Here is a 17,849-nt window from a genome sequence, read left to right on the forward strand (position 1 = left end):
TCTAATAAATTTTCAGAATTTTAATATGGATACATCATAGCAGATTACAGATGAAAATAAAACCATTTTATTACATAAATATTCAAAATTCGATAATGATGTAATGGGTGTATCAATTATTAAACTTTGTAATAACGGTATTTTTAATATATTTAAAAATTCTGTAAAATGAATATAAGATTAATAAAGAAATTACTGATAAAAACTATAAATAACTTGTAATTTAACTTAAAAATTCACAGAACAATCATTTTTCAGTCATTGAGATAGTCTTTGGAATTGAATAGCTCATTTAAACTTAGTAGAATTAAAATAGTACACATCATAGGAGGCAATAAGATGACTCATATTCAATTAGATTATGGTAAAACCTTAGAATTTTTCGACAAACATGAATTAGAACAACAAAAAGAAATCGTTAAAACGATTCATCATACAATTCATAAAGGTAATGGTGCAGGTAATGACTTTTTAGGTTGGTTAGACTTACCAGTAGATTATGACAAAGAAGAATTTTCAAGAATAGTGGAAGCATCAAAACGTATTAAGTCTAATTCTGATGTACTTGTTGTAATTGGAATCGGTGGTTCATATCTAGGTGCGAGAGCAGCTATTGAAATGCTAACTTCATCATTCAGAACAAGTAATGAATATCCAGAGATTGTATTTGTAGGTAATCATTTATCATCAAGTTATACTCAAGAATTAGTAAATTATTTAGCTGATAAAGACTTTTCAGTAAATGTAATCTCTAAATCAGGAACAACTACTGAACCAGCAGTTGCATTTAGATTATTTAAACAATTAGTCGAAGATAAATATGGAAAAGATGAAGCGAAAAAACGAATTTTTGCGACTACAGATAAATCAAAAGGTGCTTTAAAACAATTAGCAGATAATGAAGGATACGAAACTTTTGTAGTACCTGACGATGTAGGTGGAAGATATTCAGTTTTAACTGCAGTAGGTTTATTACCAATCGCAACAGCTGGTATTAATATCGAATCAATTATGATTGGTGCAGCTAAAGCACGTGAAGAATTATCATCTGAAGATTTAGAACAAAATATTGCATATCAATACGCAACTATTCGCAATATTTTATATAGCAAAGGTTACACAACAGAAATGTTGATAAACTATGAGCCTTCTATGCAATATTTTAATGAATGGTGGAAACAATTATATGGTGAATCTGAAGGTAAAGATTTCAAAGGTATCTATCCTTCAAGTGCCAATTACACAACAGACTTGCACTCTTTAGGACAATACGTACAAGAGGGTCGTCGTTTCTTATTTGAAACAGTTGTGAAAGTTAATCATCCTAAACATGATATTACTATTGAACAAGATAGTGAAGATTTAGATGGATTAAATTATTTAGCTGGTAAAACAATTGATGAAGTTAATACGAAAGCTTTTGAAGGAACACTATTAGCGCACACTGATGGTGGTGTTCCTAATATCGTAGTTAACATACCTCAACTAGACGAAGAAACATTCGGCTATGTCGTGTATTTCTTTGAACTTGCGTGTGCAATGAGTGGTTATCAATTAGGAGTTAATCCATTCAACCAACCTGGTGTAGAAGCTTATAAACAAAATATGTTTGCATTACTAGGTAAACCAGGATATGAAGATAAGAAAAAAGAATTAGAAGATCGCTTATAATTTTTCGATTGTAAGTTATCATTCGAATATAGTAATTTTATAGCCAAGGCTTGAGAATATTTCTTAAGTTCTTGGCTTTTTTCATACTCTGTTTGAGATTTTATAATTAATTTTCATATAAATACCAAAAAGAGTATTTATCACTAAAATTTGATTTATGTTGTGAACAAAATTTAGTTGTTTCAAAAAGCGTAAAATACCACTATAATAATAAAGTAATATTAACCCTAGAAAGGATTTGATGTTTTGTCGTTTCATCAATTAGAAGAATGGTTTGACATATTTCGGCAATTCGGATACATTCCTGGGTTCATTATGCTCTATTTAAGAGCAATTGTACCTGTGTTACCTTTGACACTCTATGTTGTGTTATTAATGCACGCTTATGGGTCAATTCCGGGAATTATCATCAGTTGGTTAGGCATCGTAACTGGTACATTTACTGTATTTTTAGTGTGTAAGAAATTAATTAATACTGAAAAAATGAAAAATGTGAAGAAAAGAAAATCTGTACAAAGACTTATAAGTTTTATAGATAGACAAGGTTTAATACCTTTATTTATTTTACTATGTTTTCCATTTACACCTAATACATTGATTAATTTAGTAGCAAGTTTATCTCATATTAAGGTAAAGTATTATTTTATTGTTTTAACTATTTCAAAACTTATTTCAATTACTATTTTAGGAGTAATGGGAAGAGAAGTAACTACTATTTTTACTAATCCTATTCGCGCATTAATAATGTTATTATTACTCGTTGCACTTTGGTTTATTAGTAAAAAAGTGGAAAAATATTTTATGGGTTCTACTAAGGAGTGACAATGTGCAACGCACGATTAAATATTTGATTTCCTTAATTTTTGCAATTATTATTGTACTATTCATTCAAACATTTATTGTTGTTGGGGCGGTTATACCAAATCATGATATGTCTCCAACTATGAAGAAGGATGATAGAGTAATTGTTAATAAAATAAAGGTGACTTTCGATTTACTTAAAGATGGGGATGTTATCATGTATAGTCGTGACAATAAAATCCATTTTAGTAGAATTGTTGGTAAACCTGGAGAATCAATTGAAATTAAAAATCATAACTTATATAGAGATGATAGACGCGTCAATCAACAATATGGTGAAAATAGACAAATAAATAATATTGCATTACGAGATATTAAAGATTCAGATGGAGATACTGTACCACCTGATTCATATTTTGTATTAAATGATAATGATGATAAAAAATCAGACTCAAGACGCTATGGTTTAATTGATAAAAAAGATATCATTGGCGATGTGAGTTTAAAATATTATCCTTTTAAAGACTTTGCCTATGATTTTTAGAAATTAGAAGAGGTGTGAAAATTGAAAAAAGAAATAGTAGAATGGATTGTCGCCATTGCCGTAGCGCTAGCACTTATATTTGTAATTGGGAAATTTATTGCTAAGCCGTACACTATTAAAGGTGATTCAATGGATCCTACACTTAAAGATAGTCAACGTGTAATGGTAAATATTATTGGTTATAAAATTGGTGGCGTGAAAAAAGGTAACGTCATTGTTTTCCACGCTAATAAAAAGGATGACTATGTAAAACGTGTTATTGGAACGCCAGGCGATAGTGTTCAGTATAAAAATGACACTTTATACATCAATGGAAAGAAACAAAAAGAACCATATTTAAATTATAATGAAAAGCGAAAACAAACCGAATATATTACAGGAACATTTAAAGTTAAAGACTTACCAAATGCTAATCCTAAAACAAATGTAATACCTAAAGACAAATACTTAGTTTTAGGTGATAATCGTGAAGTAAGTAAGGATAGTCGCTCATTTGGTTTAATTGATAAAGATCAAATTGTTGGTAAAGTATCATTTAGATTCTGGCCGTTTAACGAATTTAAATCAAATTTTAATCCGGAAAATACCAAAAATTAAAAAGTATACAAAATGATTTTAATAATGGGGATGTCTATAATTAAAAATTATAGACGTCTCCATTTTTTATTAATATTAGAACCTAACTTTGATGTGATAATATAAAGGATAAAGGAGTGAGGGAATGTTATGGAATTAAATACATATATCGGTAGAGCTGGTACGGGCAAATCAGCTTCGATGTTAAATTATATAAAGAATGAAATGAAACATGATCCTTTAGGCGATCCCATCGTATTAATCGCTCCAACTCAGAGTACGTTTCAATTAGAACAAGCTTTTGTAAATGATTCAGAACTTAATGGAAGTTTGAGAACAGAAGTCCTTCACTTTGAAAGATTAAGTCATCGTATTTTTCAAGAAGTAGGGGGATATACAGAACAAAAATTATCTAAAGCTGCTATGCAAATGATGATTTATCATATCGTTCAACAATATGATTCAGAACTTAAATTATACCGTTCTCAATCTAAATATTATGGCTTTAGTGAAAAACTTGCTGAACAGATTCAAGATTTTAAAAAATATAGTGTTACACCGGACCATTTAGATCAATTTATTACAGAACATCAATTACAAACAAGAACGCAACATAAACTAGAAGATATTACTCTAATTTATAAAGAATTAGAATCTCGCATGAGCGGTGAATTTATAACTACTGAGGATAGTTTAGAGCGTTTTATTGACCAAATGTCTAAATCTGAGTGGCTCAAACGGGCAGAAATATTTATCGATGGTTTCTACAACTTCTCAACACTTGAATATAGGATTATTGAAGCTTTAGTACAACATTCTAAGAGTGTCACAGTTCTACTAACAACAGATGGTAATCAAGACCCATTCAGTCTATTTAGAAAGCCATCAGAAGTTTTAACACATCTTGAAGACATTGCGAATCAATTAAATATTCACTTAAATAAAACCTTATTTCAACAAAAGTTTCGATTTGAAAATGATGATCTCAAACATTTAGAAAGTGATTTTGATGCTTTGCAAATGACACCTCAATCTCATTCAAATCATGTGGAAATACTTGAATCTTCAAATATGCGTGAAGAAGTAAATGAATTAGCAAGACGAATTATTAGAGATGTTCGTGATCATCATTTGAGATTTCAAGACATTGCTATCTTATATCGTGACGAATCATATGCATATTTATTCGAATCTATTTTTTCTTTATACGACATTCCCTTTAATATCGATACTAAAAAGTCAATGTCACACCATCCAATTATGGAAATGATTCGTTCTTTAATAGAGGTCATACAGTCAAATTGGAATATTAACGCAATGTTGCGTTTATTTAAAACAAATGTACTAACTTCACAATTTAAGAATAGTAGCTACTTAATAGATTTATTGGAGAATTTCGCATTAGAGCGCGGTGTATATGGTAAACGTTGGTTGGATGAGGAAGTATTTCATGTTGACCAATTTAATAAAATGGGACGTAAATCTCATGCTCTAACCCCTCAAGAAAAAGAAACTTACGAAGAGGTAGTTCGTTTAAAGAATAACGTCATTAATAAAGTTCTTTACTTTGAAAAAGCGATGAGTGACGCTACCACTGTGAGAGATTTCGCGACTGCTTTTTACGAAAGTATGGAATATTTTGAGCTGCCAAACCAACTCATGACTGAGAGAGATGAGTTAGATGTAGAAGGTAAGCATCAACAAGCGGAGGAAATCGATCAAATTTGGAACGGATTTATTCAAATTTTAGATGATTTGGTAACAGTTTTTGATACTCAAGAGATGACTTTGAAACAATTTCTTGAAGTGTTTGATATAGGATTAGAGCAACTAGAATTTGTCATGATACCACAGACCTTAGATCAGGTAAGTATTGGTACAATGGATTTGGCTAAGGTCGATAATAAACGACATATATACATGGTAGGTATGAATGATGGTTCATTACCTCAACCGGTATCTTCATCTAGCTTGATTACAGATGAAGAAAAGAAATATTTTGAACAAAATGCACAAATTGAACTAAGTCCGACATCAGATATTTTACAAATGGATGAAGCATTTGTTTGTTATATTGCTATGACACGCGCACGAGAAAAAGTAACTTTTTCATATAGTTTGATGGGAAATTCAGGCGATGAAAAAGAAATAAGTCCATTTTTATCACAAATTAAAGATTTATATCATCATTTAGATATAGTTAATATTCAACAAGAACATGAAGAACAACCAATAAGTCTTATGCAACATGTGCATCAAACTAAAATTGAATTATTTGATGCATTGCGTACATGGTTAGACCATGAGGACGTGGATATAAGATGGCTAGATGCATACCAAGTGATTCGAGATGATGAGCAATTAAATGATGGATTGGATTATCTTATCACTTCTCTAACTTATGATAATGAAACAGTACAATTAAATGAGACACTTACAAAGCAATTGTATGGAACAACTATTAATGCAAGTGTGTCACGTTTTGAAGGCTATCAACAATGTCCATTTAAGCATTATGCCTCCCATGGTTTAAGGTTAAATGAACGTTCGAAATATGAATTACAAAACTTTGATTTAGGAGATATATTCCATTCAGTGCTCAAACATATTTCTGACCGTGTAGAAGGTGACTTTAAAAACTTAGATCGTAAGAAGATTAAAGCGCTAACTGAAGAAGCATTAGAGTTGATACTGCCTAAAGTTCAATTCAACTTATTGAATTCAACAGCCTACTATAAGTATTTATCTAGAAGAATAGGTTCTATAGTAGAAACAACTTTAAATGCATTAAAGTATCAAACAGGCTTTTCAAAATTTATACCGCAAAGGTTTGAGACAGGATTCCGAAAATCACCTAGAAATAAAGATGAATTAGTTGCGCAACCTCTACATACTAAACAGGGAATCCCAATTAACATAAGAGGTCAAATCGATCGGATTGATACGTATACTAAAGGCGATCACAGTTATGTAAATATCATTGATTATAAATCTTCAACTGGTAGTGCGACTTTAGATTTAACGAAGGTGTACTATGGTTTGCAAATGCAAATGATGACTTACATGGACATCGTCTTACAAAATAAAGATAGATTAGAACTTACTGATATCGTTAAACCTGGTGGATTACTTTATTTCCATGTCCATGAACCACGTATTAAATTTGATAACTGGTCTAAAATTGATGAAGATAAATTAAATAAAGAACTAATTAAAAGTTTCAAAATGAGTGGTCTTGTAAATAGTGATGAGGAAGTAATAGATGCTTTAGATAAGCGTTTGGAACCAAGCTTTAATTCAGATATCGCCCCAATTGGTTTAACTACTAAAGGTGCCATAAGTAAGAATACGAGTCGTGTAGCGAATGAAAACGTTATTCGTCAATTTATTCAGCACAACAAAAATAACTTTATCGATACGGCTACTCACATTATGGATGGCCATACAGAGGTAGCCCCTTTAAAATACAAAAATACTTTACCATGTCAATTCTGTAGTTATCAGTCAGTATGCCATGTAGATAGTATGATAGATAGTAAACGCTATAGAACTGTAGACGAGTCTATTAAACCTATAGAATTAATCCAAAATATGATTGACGAAGGTGGTGACCAGTGATGATACCAACTAAACCTAATGACGTAATTTGGACTGACGCACAGTGGCGTAGTATATACGCTAAAGGTCAAGATGTACTCGTCGCTGCTGCCGCTGGTTCAGGTAAAACTGCCGTATTAGTTGAACGTATTATTCAACGTATTCTCCGAGATAATATGGACGTTGATCGTTTACTAGTTGTAACATTTACAAATTTAAGTGCGCGTGAAATGAAGCATCGCGTAGATCAACGTATTCAAGAAGCTTCTCTTGCAGAACCTGAAAATGAACATTTAAAAAATCAACGTGTTAAAATTCATCAGGCTCAAATTTCTACATTACACAGTTTTTGTTTAAAATTAATTCAACAACATTACGATGTTTTAGATATTGATCCTAATTTTAGAACAAGTAGTGAAGCTGAGAATGTCTTATTATTAGATCAAACAATTGACGATGTTCTTGAACGTCATTATGACATTTTAGACTCAGATTTTATCGAGTTAACTGAGCAATTATCCTCAGATAGAAATGATGACCAATTTAGAAATATTATTAAACGTTTGTACTTCTTTAGTATTGCGAATCCTAATCCATTCGAATGGTTAGATCAGTTATCTCAACCTTATAAAAATGAAGGCCAACAAGATCAATTGCTGAAATTACTTAATGATTTGGCAATGATATTTCTTAAAGCTGCTTATGAAGAGATTATAAAAAGTTTTAATTTGTTCTCAATGCTCGACAATGTGGAAAAGCAATTAGAGGTAGTGGAAGATGAACACCGCTTTGTTTCTAAAGTGATCGAAGGTGACATGATTAATTCTGAATTATTGGTCTCACATGAATTTGTGAGCCGTTTCCCTTCAATTACCAAAAAGATTAAAGAAGCAAATGAAGGTATGGAAGAAGCGTTAGATGACGCTAAGAAACATTACGATAAATACAAAAGTCTAGTTAGTGACGTAAAAAATGATTATTTTTCAAGAAGTGCGGATGATTTGAAGTTAGATATGCAGAAATTGGCTCCCAGAGTAGCCTATTTAGCTCAAATCGTAAAAGATGTGATAGAGGAATTTAGCAAGCAAAAACGAAGCCGTAATTTACTGGACTTTGCAGATTATGAGCATTTTGCCTTGCAAATACTCACTAATGATGATGGTACGCCTTCACATATCGCAAAAACGTATCAAGAACATTTTGAAGAAATCCTAGTGGATGAGTATCAAGATACAAACCGTGTTCAAGAAAAGATTTTATCTTGTATTAAAACAGGTGAAGAGTACAACGGAAACCTATTTATGGTAGGTGATGTTAAGCAATCAATCTATAAATTTAGACAAGCTGATCCAAGTCTATTTATTGAAAAATATAATCGGTTCACTAGTGAAGGGGAAGGTACAGGTATGGTCATCGACCTATCTCAAAACTTCCGTTCTAGACAAGAGGTACTTTCTACCACAAATTATTTATTCAAACATATGATGGACGATAACGTAGGAGAAATAATATATGATGATGCGGCTCAATTATATTATGGAGCACCATACGATCAAACTGATAATCCTGTACAACTTCGTGCATTAATTGAAGCGGATAAAGAAACGAGTGAATTGACTGGAAGTGAGCAAGAAGCCAACTACATCGTAGAACAAGTAAAAGATATAATTGCAAATGAACAAGTATTTGATATGAAGACTGGAACATATAGAAGTTCAACATTCAAAGATATTGTAATACTTGAGAGAAATACTGATAATGCGCGTAATTTGCAACAAGCTTTTAAAAATAGTGATATTCCCTTCCATGTTAAAAGTAAAAAAGGATATTTTGAACAAACTGAAGTACAACTTGTTTTATCATTTTTAAAAACTGTTGATAATCCCTTACAAGATATATATTTAGTAGGGCTCATGCGTTCAGTTATTTATCAATTTACTGAAGATGAATTAGCAGAAATTAGAGTAGTTAGTCCTAACGATATTTATTTTTATCAATCGATTCAAAATTATATTGAGGATGATAATTCTAAAACTCATTTAGTTCATAAACTACAAAGATTTATAAAAGATATAAAAAATTATCAAGATTATAGTCAAAATCAACCTGTTTATCAGCTAATAGATAAATTTTATAACGACCATTTCGTAATACAGTACTTTAGTGGTCTTATTGGTGGTAAAGGTCGACGTGCAAACCTTTATGGCTTAATTAATAAGGCTATCGAGTTTGAGAACTCTAGCTTTAGAGGTTTATTCCAATTTATTCGATTTATTGATGAATTGATTGATAGAGGAAGAGATTTCGGTGAAGAAAATATAGTTGGACCAAATGATAATGTTGTTAGAATGATGACCATTCATAGTAGTAAAGGATTAGAGTTTCCGTTCGTTATTTATTCAGGACTTTCTAAAAAATACAATGAAAAAGACCTGACTCAGCCTGTAATTCTAAACCAACAATACGGATTGGGAATGGATTATTATGATACTGATAAAGAAATGGTTTATCCATCATTATCCTCAGCAGCCTATCGCGCTATTAATAGAAAAGAGCATATTTCTGAAGAAATGCGTCTTATTTATGTAGCATTAACTCGCGCTAAAGAACAATTAATTTTAATAGGTAGAGTCAAAAAAGAACAAGAATTGACAGAACTTGAACAATTACCTATATCTGCAGATCTTATTGCAGTGAATGAGCGCTTGACGGCTAAAAATTCATTTAAATTTATTTACAGTATTTTATCCAAACATCAATCAGCATCTTTACCTGATGATCAGAAATTCGAACGAGATATTGAAACACTTAATTCTGAAGTGAAACCACGCGTAACGATTACAATTGATCACTACGAAGATGTATCTACAGAAGAGGTCACGCCTGAAAATGAACGTCGAACAGTTAACGATATTGACGACATTAACAGTGGAAATGATGACGTAAAAGCTAAGATTCACCATCAATTAGCATATAGATACCCTTATCAAGAAGATACTTTAAAACCTTCAAAGCAGTCTGTATCTGAACTTAAACGTCAACTTGAAACTGAGGAAAGTGACACAAATTATGATAGAGTTAGACAATACCGTATCGGCGTAGCGACATATGAGCGACCTAGATTTTTGAGTGAAAATAAGAAACGTAAAGCCAACGAAATTGGTACGTTAATGCACACAGTCATGCAACATCTCCCTTTTAATGAATCAGGATTAACAAGAGAAGAGCTAGATTCATATGTTGATAAGCTGATTCAACTTAATATCATTGAAGAGGATGCCAAAGCTGATATTAAATATGATGATATTATGAGATTTATTGAAAGTTCCTTGTATTTGCAAATTGCACAAGCAGACAAAGTGTATACTGAATTGCCGTTTGTAGTTAATCAAGCTATGGTCGATCAATTACCTGAAGATAATCAAGACGTTTCAATTATCCAAGGTATGATTGATTTAATTTTCCAAAAGGATGGAAAATACTATTTCGTTGATTATAAAACAGATGCATTTAATCGACGAAAAGGGATGACTGATGATGAGATTGGTCAACAACTCAAACAGAAATATCAAATCCAAATGGAGTATTACCGTAATACGTTAGAAACTATACTCAAACAGCCGGTTCAAGGTTATCTATATTTCTTTAAATTTGGTATGTTAAAGATAGATGAATAAAAATGTGTTTCAATTAGTTAGAATAAATATTCGCTATGTCAGTCATAAGTGTAAGGCTTATGATGACGTAGCGTTTTTATTTATTGATATCAAATATCCTATTAAGAAATTTCTTAATTTTCTTACTTATATGTTTGTTATTTGAACTTAGATATAGTTATAATATGTAATAAGATATAGATGAGGAGTTGATTATGAATGAAATTTTTATCATTCAAACACAATGACAGAACTTCATACGGGGTAAAAGTTAAACGTGAAGATGCTGTTTGGGATTTACCAATGGTTTTTGCTGAATTTGGTGAAGAAGATTTTCATCCCAAAACATTACTACAAGGATTACAACAAAACCAGACTTTAGATTTTCAAGAACAAGTACGTAAAGCAGTTGTGGCTGCTGAAGATAGCGGTAGAGAAACAGAGTTTAAAATTTCGTTTAATGATGTAGAGTTTTTACCTCCAGTTACACCTCCAAATAATGTTATTGCATTTGGGCGTAATTACCAAGATCATGCGAGCGAATTAAATCATGAAGTTGAACGTTTATATGTATTTACTAAAGCTGCTTCATCTTTAACTGGTGATGAATCAACAATTCCTAATCATAAAGATATTACAGACCAATTAGATTACGAAGGTGAACTTGGTATTGTCATTGGTAAATCAGGTGAGAAGATTCCTAAAGGTTTAGCTTTAGATTATATCTATGGTTATACAATTATTAATGATATAACTGACCGCACAGCTCAAAATGCGCATGACCAAGCATTCTTATCTAAAAGTTTAACTGGTGGCTGTCCAATGGGACCTTATATCGTCACTAAAGATGAATTACCAACCCCTGAAAATGTTAACATCGTAACTAAAGTGAACAACGATATCCGTCAAGATGGTAACACTGGACAAATGATTCTTAAAATTGATGAGTTAATTGAAGAAATTTCTAAATATGTAGCACTACATCCAGGTGATATTATCGCGACAGGTACACCAGCAGGCGTAGGAGCAGGTATGGAACCGCCACAATTCTTGCAACCTGGTGATGAAGTTAAAGTTACAATTGATAACATTGGTACGTTAACGACTTACATTTCAGAAAAATAATTAATTACTACTAAATTTTAAAAGCTTGTTGTATATAGATAGGCTGTCGATAAAATTACTTTTATCGACAGCTTTTTAGATTTGAGTTAACTCATCATTTATATTTCTTACTACATACAAAATGATAGAGTTATAAAATTTAAAAGTGCTGCTACATTTATAATTTCTAAATATGTTATGATAGTTGAGAAAATAAATATATGGGGGGACACAAGCATGTTACATGTCCATATCTTAAGTTGGGTATTAGCAATAGTATTATTTATCGCAACTTATTTAAACTTTTCAAAAATACAAGGTCCTTCACCTTACTTTAAACCATTACATATGGCATTAAGACTATTTATGTTACTCACATTATTTACTGGTTTCTGGGAATTAATTAAAGAATTTATCGCAGCAGCTCATGGCGATGGTGGAAACCATATGTTACTTACTTTGAAAATGCTATGTGGTTTAGCGGTTATTGCTTTAATGGAAGTAACCATAGCTAAAAGAAAGAAAAAAGAAGAAGGACATAAATTCTTTTGGATTACAATCGCGCTAATTATTATAACAATGGCTATTGGCATCATCTTGCCATGGGGCCCATTAACTAAAATGTTTGGTTTAGGTTAAAGTAATTAAAACAAGAAACTGCGTCTATACGTCATTGTATAGTACGCAGTTTTTTTATGTTCTTTTGGTTACATTATAGATTTTAAATATTACTTTATTAGATAGAGCAAGGTTATGAGCGATGTAAATGTGCTTTATCTAGCTTTGTAACCAATCATATTAATTAAATCTTTTGGGTGACTATATGGTGGAGCATAAGCAACTTCAAATTCTGTTAATTCATCAACTGTCATTTGGTTCATCATTGCTATAGACAAGACATCAATCCTTTTATCTACGCCTTCTTGTCCAACTGCAGCGGCGCGTAAAAGTTTACGTGAAGTTTTGTCATAATATACTCTTAAATGTAGGGGAGTATTTCCTGGGTAATAACCAGCATGAGCTCCTTGTTTAACTTCTACCATTTCATAATCAAAATGAGAAAGTTCATTTGGTTTAACACCCACACTTGCGAATGTATAATCAAAGAATTTAACAATATTAGATCCTAAATACCCTTTAAATGTAATTGATTTATCTCCAGCTAATTGTTCTGCAATAATGCTAGCCCCTCTGTGTGCTCCCCATGCCAATGGTACTTGAGCTTGTAAATCAACATGTCGATAAAATGAAGTTATAACATCACCTAAAGCGTAAATATTGGGTATATTTGTTTGAAATTTATCATTTACTGGTATGAAGCCGTGATCATCTAAGTGAATATTAGAAGATTGAATAAAGTTCGAATGCGGATGTGTTCCTACGCCTTCAATAATAAGGTCGTATTTTTCAGTTATCCCAGATGTAAAAGTAACTTCATTACCTTTAATTTGATGAATTTCTTCGTCAAATCTGTAAGAGATATTTCTTTTTTCTAATTCATCGATAATAGGGTGATTCATATCTTGATCCATTAGTTTATTAATTTGCTCTGAACGATGAATTAATGTGACGTCGAGCCCACGAGTATATAAGTTCTCTAATACTTCTAGTGATATATAACCAGCACCGACTACCAACGCATTTTTAGCATGGTTATTAGAGATAAACTGATCAATTGCATCAGTATCTTCTAAATTTCTTAAATTAAATGAAATATTGCTATCAAATCCTAGATTATTAGCCCCAGCACCAGGACTTAAAATAAGCGTGTCATATGATTCTTCAAATGTTTCTCCGGTTTGTCTATTCACAACAGTGACTGTTTGATGCTTATCATTAATTTCAGTTACTTCATGATAGGTTTTAACTTTAATTTGCTTTTTATCATAAAATGATTCTGGTGTATAAGCTAATACTTTTTCCCTTTCAGTAACAAGCTGACCAATATAATAAGGTAGGGCACAGTTAGCAAAGCTCATGTCTCTATCTTTCTCAAATACAATAATCTCGCTTTCTTTATCTAAACGACGAATCTGACTAGCGCAAGTTGCACCGCCTGCAACAGCACCAATAATGATTATTTTATTCAAATTGTGAACTCCTTTTATAAAAAATTAAAAAAATAAAAAGGGATACATCATCCATGTCATCCCCTTTAATACTTATCTTTATTAATAATAACGAATATTCAAATCAAAGAACTCATTTAAATAGCGACCTATACCATCTTCGTTATTACTATATGTCGTATCATTTGCGACATCTTTTAATTCCTGTAAACCGTTATTCATTGCAATACCATGTGATGCATATTTAATCATTTCTATATCATTATCTTCATCACCGAAAGCAATCACTCGTTCATCTGCGACATTAAGATACTGTTTAACGCATTTGATGCCTCGTGCTTTATTAATACCACGTTTAACGATTTCTATAACAGGAAATGGTGCACCCCAACGACGATGTTCAATATTCTCAGCGTAAAAATGAGTTAACATATCCTTTATTTTAGGAATATTATCTTCTTCTGCTTCAACAAGTAAAGAAGTTGGAGGTTCTGTTAGTTGCTCTAATAAATTACCTGTTTGTATTTTAGGATTCCCCATTGAAAATCCTTCAAATAGGCGTGGATCATGATTATTAATGAATACATAATCTTTTACTTCAGCTATGATATTTGTAACATGAGATTGTTGAAGGGCAGTTATTATATTTTTTGAAATTTCTACATCTAAAACTTCATGTATTGTAGTAAAATCGTTAGCTTTAGGATGATGGACGTAAGCGCCATTGAAATTGACAACCGGTGTATTCATATTTAATTCATGATAATAGATTTGACTTGCTCTATATGGACGACCAGTAGCAATCATAATATGATGGCCACGTTGTTGTAGTTCAGTTAAAACTTGTTTTGTATAGGATGAGATTTCTTTGTTGTCATTTAATAATGTTCCATCTAAATCTAGACAAATTAAATAAGGTTGCATATAAGACTCCTTGTGTATCAATTGTTCATGTAACAGTATCATAGCATTTTATTGGCGTTTTGTCGGATATTTGATATATTAGTATAAAGATAATTTTAAAGAGGTGATACTAATGGAGGAAGCATTAAAAGATAGTATCCTAGGGGCTCTTGAAATGGTAATCGACCCTGAATTAGGCATTGATATTGTCAATTTAGGTTTAGTATATAAAGTTGATGTAGACGATGAAGGTCTATGCACAGTTGAAATGACTTTAACTTCTATGGGCTGTCCTTTAGGACCACAAATTATTGAACAAATTAAAGGTGTATTAGCAGAAATTCCTGAGATTTCTGATACAGAAGTAAACATTGTTTGGAATCCGCCTTGGAATAAAGACATGATGTCTCGTTATGCTAAGATTGCTCTCGGTGTTGGATAACTAATAAATGACTAGGAATAGTTACACATTTTTACTTTTAAAATGTGTGTAGCTATTCTTTTTTGTTTAAACATATAAATTTTTTATGATAGCGCTATTTAAGATTAAAGTGAGTTAAGAAATTTTTAATAAATTGACATTACTATTTAAATTGAATTAATGTTACAAATATATTACAATACATAAGGCTTACTACATTTCGGGAAATGAAAATTCTTGCATAAAAGTGTTTAGATTTGCGCGTTATATAGTGCATGTTTAATGAAAATGTGAGGTATTTGACATAAATTTATTAAGTTAATAAGAATGAAACAGTAATTTTCAATATTTAATATGTATGGAAAATTGAATAAGAAGTGTATTAGATGAACTGAAAAGCATTTGTTTTATCATGGGAAATTATAAAAAACTCAATTTAACTGTCTAACGAATTAACTACTTATAGGGAATGAATGTTAACAATGGAAAAAGAATTAAAGAAAGGTCATCAACGCGGTAAAAAAATGCGTTATATGCCTGGACTTGATGGTTTGCGAGCAATTGCTGTTATTGGAATTATAATATATCACTTAAATAAAAAATGGCTTACTGGCGGTTTTTTAGGAGTGGATACATTCTTCGTAATTTCTGGTTATTTAATTACTAGTTTATTATTAAAAGAATACGAAGAAACTGGAATAATTAATCTCAAAAACTTCTGGATTAGACGTATAAAGAGATTGTTACCCGCAGTTTTAGCATTGCTAATTGTTGTTGGACTTGCAACACTGATACTTGAACCGGATAATATTGTAAGAGTTAAACATGATATTGTTGCAGCGATATTCTATGTTTCAAACTGGTGGTATATTGCTAAAGATGTTAATTACTTTGAACAATTTTCATTTATGCCATTAAAACATCTGTGGTCACTGGCTATTGAAGAACAATTCTATTTGTTCTTTCCTGCGATATTGATATTATTATTGCTTACGATTAAGAAATATAGAAATGTGGCAGTAATATTTTGGATTATATCATTAGTATCACTTTTATTGATGGTAATTATCTCACAGCCACATATGAATCACTCACGTGTCTATTTTGGTACAGATACCAGATTACAAACGCTTTTATTAGGTGTACTTCTTGCATTTATGTGGCCACCATTTAAACTCAAGACTCAACCACCTAAAGCATTAAGAGCAACAATTGATACTGCTGGAATAGTCGGGTTAATATTTTTATTCATTCTATTCCTTACCGTTAAAGATGATAGTGATTGGATTTATAACGGTGGATTTTATATTATTTCAACGATGACCTTGCTTATTATAGCAAGTGTAGTTCATCCTGCAACTTTAGTTTCTAAAGTATTAGGTAATCCAGTTTTTGTTTATATAGGCAAACGTTCATATAGCTTGTATTTATGGCATTTTGCAGTGATTAGTTTTATCCATAGTCACTATATAGATGGTCAAATACCAATATATGTCTATCTACTTGATATCATTTTAACGATAGCGTTAGCTGAGTTATCTTATCGATACGTCGAAACACCATTTAGAAAGCAAGGTTTCAAAGCATTTGCTATAAACAAACGTTTCAAGCCTCAGTTTATTAGAACAATTATTACTATTGTATTAGCTTTGCCACTTATTTTAATACTTGCAGGTGCGTTTGATAAATTAGGTAAAGATAACATTAATGATAAAGCGCAAACATTTAACACTAGCGAAAATGATAAATATCTTATCCGTATGTTACCTATCGATGACATTAAACTTACTGCTGACGGAAGAACTGAAGAGGGTAAAGAGGATGAAGTATATTCTAATATTAAACCATTGCTAATTGGTGACTCGGTCATGGTAGATATAGGTGAGCAATTTAAATCTAGAGTTCCTAAAGCAAATATTGATGGTAAAGTAGGAAGAAATTTATATCAAGCATTACCTTTAGTAGATAGTAATTATAAACATTATAATCAGCCTTCAGATCAAGTTGTCCTTGAATTAGGTACAAATGGTGATTTTACTGAAGATCAACTTGATAATTTAATCGAAAAATTTGGTAAAGCTCAAGTGTATCTCGTGAACACTAGAGTACCTCGTTCATATGAAGGCCATGTAAATGAATTAATGGCTGATGCTGCTAAAAAACATAAAAATGTAAAACTTGTTGATTGGTATCAACGGTCGGAGGGGCATACAGAGTATTTTGCTCCTGATGGTATTCACCTTGAAAATAGTGGTGTTGAAGCACTCACTGATGAAATTCTAAAAAATATGAAAAAGAAATAGCTTAAAATAAGGAACTAGTTTGACGTATAAATTACGTTAGGCTAGTTTCTTTTTGTGGTAAAAATGAGAGTGATGGATATAAATATCTACTTCAAGAAAAAAATAAAAAGGTCAAAAAGTAAGTGTAAATCATTGAATTAAAAGTAAAGAAGGTCTATAATGTAATTAAGGTCAAAGAAAGTCAAAGTCAAAAATCAATTTTGA

Annotated in this window: 12 protein-coding genes; 10 read left to right on the top strand and 2 right to left on the bottom strand. The window is 31.4% G+C overall.

Features of this window, described 5'->3' with window-relative positions:
* Nucleotides 1-339: 339 nt before the first annotated feature.
* The 8 genes from HMPREF3154_RS09300 to HMPREF3154_RS09335 all read left to right on the top strand — a co-directional run bounded on the left by HMPREF3154_RS09300 (nucleotide 340) and on the right by HMPREF3154_RS09335 (nucleotide 12,588).
* Nucleotides 340-1,671, top strand: coding sequence for a glucose-6-phosphate isomerase (locus tag HMPREF3154_RS09300; protein ID WP_023350601.1), 1,332 nt, complete (start codon nucleotides 340-342; stop codon nucleotides 1,669-1,671).
* 246 nt (nucleotides 1,672-1,917) lie between these two features.
* Nucleotides 1,918-2,493, top strand: coding sequence for a TVP38/TMEM64 family protein (locus HMPREF3154_RS09305; RefSeq protein WP_002433402.1), 576 nt, complete (start codon nucleotides 1,918-1,920; stop codon nucleotides 2,491-2,493).
* A gap of 4 nt (nucleotides 2,494-2,497) precedes the next feature.
* Nucleotides 2,498-3,016 carry a signal peptidase I gene (gene lepB, locus HMPREF3154_RS09310; protein ID WP_023350600.1) on the top strand — a complete coding sequence of 173 codons (519 nt, stop codon included), beginning with the start codon at nucleotides 2,498-2,500 and terminating at the stop codon, nucleotides 3,014-3,016.
* A gap of 21 nt (nucleotides 3,017-3,037) precedes the next feature.
* A complete protein-coding gene (gene lepB / locus HMPREF3154_RS09315) occupies nucleotides 3,038-3,613 on the top strand; it encodes a signal peptidase I (protein WP_002433408.1) in 576 nt (191 codons plus the stop codon).
* Between the two features lie 129 nt (nucleotides 3,614-3,742).
* Nucleotides 3,743-7,210 (top strand): helicase-exonuclease AddAB subunit AddB, encoded by a 3,468-nt coding sequence (gene addB / locus HMPREF3154_RS09320; RefSeq protein ID WP_023350599.1) that lies wholly within the window; start codon nucleotides 3,743-3,745, stop codon nucleotides 7,208-7,210.
* On the top strand, nucleotides 7,210-10,866 hold the full coding sequence (gene addA, locus HMPREF3154_RS09325) for a helicase-exonuclease AddAB subunit AddA (RefSeq protein WP_037560603.1): 3,657 nt from the start codon (nucleotides 7,210-7,212) through the stop codon (nucleotides 10,864-10,866). The genes addB and addA overlap by 1 nt, the downstream gene beginning before the upstream one ends.
* A 198-nt stretch (nucleotides 10,867-11,064) precedes the next feature.
* Nucleotides 11,065-11,970, top strand: a complete 906-nt coding sequence (locus HMPREF3154_RS09330) for a fumarylacetoacetate hydrolase family protein (RefSeq protein ID WP_002433262.1) — start codon at nucleotides 11,065-11,067, stop codon at nucleotides 11,968-11,970.
* Between the two features lie 216 nt (nucleotides 11,971-12,186).
* Nucleotides 12,187-12,588 (top strand): YisL family protein, encoded by a 402-nt coding sequence (locus HMPREF3154_RS09335; RefSeq protein WP_002433419.1) that lies wholly within the window; start codon nucleotides 12,187-12,189, stop codon nucleotides 12,586-12,588.
* Between the two features lie 134 nt (nucleotides 12,589-12,722).
* Here the strand turns inward: HMPREF3154_RS09335 and HMPREF3154_RS09340 are convergent, their stop codons facing one another.
* Together HMPREF3154_RS09340 and HMPREF3154_RS09345 are read right to left on the bottom strand one after the other, a co-directional pair.
* Complete coding sequence (locus HMPREF3154_RS09340; RefSeq protein ID WP_023350597.1) at nucleotides 12,723-14,039, bottom strand: CoA-disulfide reductase; 1,317 nt, start codon at nucleotides 14,037-14,039, stop codon at nucleotides 12,723-12,725.
* Nucleotides 14,040-14,120: 81 nt separating this feature from the next.
* The gene (locus HMPREF3154_RS09345; RefSeq protein ID WP_023350596.1) at nucleotides 14,121-14,942 is read right to left on the bottom strand and encodes a Cof-type HAD-IIB family hydrolase; all 822 of its coding nucleotides are present in this window, start codon (nucleotides 14,940-14,942) and stop codon (nucleotides 14,121-14,123) included.
* Nucleotides 14,943-15,054: 112 nt separating this feature from the next.
* Here HMPREF3154_RS09345 and HMPREF3154_RS09350 point away from each other — a divergent pair, with 112 nt between their 5' ends.
* Nucleotides 15,055-15,363 carry a metal-sulfur cluster assembly factor gene (locus tag HMPREF3154_RS09350; RefSeq protein ID WP_002433201.1) on the top strand — a complete coding sequence of 103 codons (309 nt, stop codon included), beginning with the start codon at nucleotides 15,055-15,057 and terminating at the stop codon, nucleotides 15,361-15,363.
* 461 nt (nucleotides 15,364-15,824) lie between these two features.
* A complete protein-coding gene (locus tag HMPREF3154_RS09355; protein ID WP_002433383.1) occupies nucleotides 15,825-17,645 on the top strand; it encodes an acyltransferase family protein in 1,821 nt (606 codons plus the stop codon).
* The last annotated feature ends 204 nt before the right edge of the window (nucleotides 17,646-17,849 follow it).

Source organism: Staphylococcus sp. HMSC06C11, from assembly GCF_001808345.1.
GTDB classification, from domain to species: domain Bacteria; phylum Bacillota; class Bacilli; order Staphylococcales; family Staphylococcaceae; genus Staphylococcus; species Staphylococcus capitis.

What these genes read in the sequence shown, in the direction of transcription:
- HMPREF3154_RS09335 (WP_002433419.1), top strand. Translation starts at nt 12,187, where the DNA reads ATGTTACATGTCCATATCTTAAGTTGGGTATTAGCAATAGTATTATTT.
- HMPREF3154_RS09330 (WP_002433262.1), top strand. Translation starts at nt 11,065, where the DNA reads ATGAAATTTTTATCATTCAAACACAATGACAGAACTTCATACGGGGTA.
- addA (WP_037560603.1), top strand. Translation starts at nt 7,210, where the DNA reads ATGATACCAACTAAACCTAATGACGTAATTTGGACTGACGCACAGTGG.
- HMPREF3154_RS09300 (WP_023350601.1), top strand. Translation starts at nt 340, where the DNA reads ATGACTCATATTCAATTAGATTATGGTAAAACCTTAGAATTTTTCGAC.
- HMPREF3154_RS09355 (WP_002433383.1), top strand. Translation starts at nt 15,825, where the DNA reads ATGGAAAAAGAATTAAAGAAAGGTCATCAACGCGGTAAAAAAATGCGT.
- HMPREF3154_RS09345 (WP_023350596.1), bottom strand. Translation starts at nt 14,942, where the DNA reads ATGCAACCTTATTTAATTTGTCTAGATTTAGATGGAACATTATTAAAT.
- addB (WP_023350599.1), top strand. Translation starts at nt 3,743, where the DNA reads ATGGAATTAAATACATATATCGGTAGAGCTGGTACGGGCAAATCAGCT.
- HMPREF3154_RS09350 (WP_002433201.1), top strand. Translation starts at nt 15,055, where the DNA reads ATGGAGGAAGCATTAAAAGATAGTATCCTAGGGGCTCTTGAAATGGTA.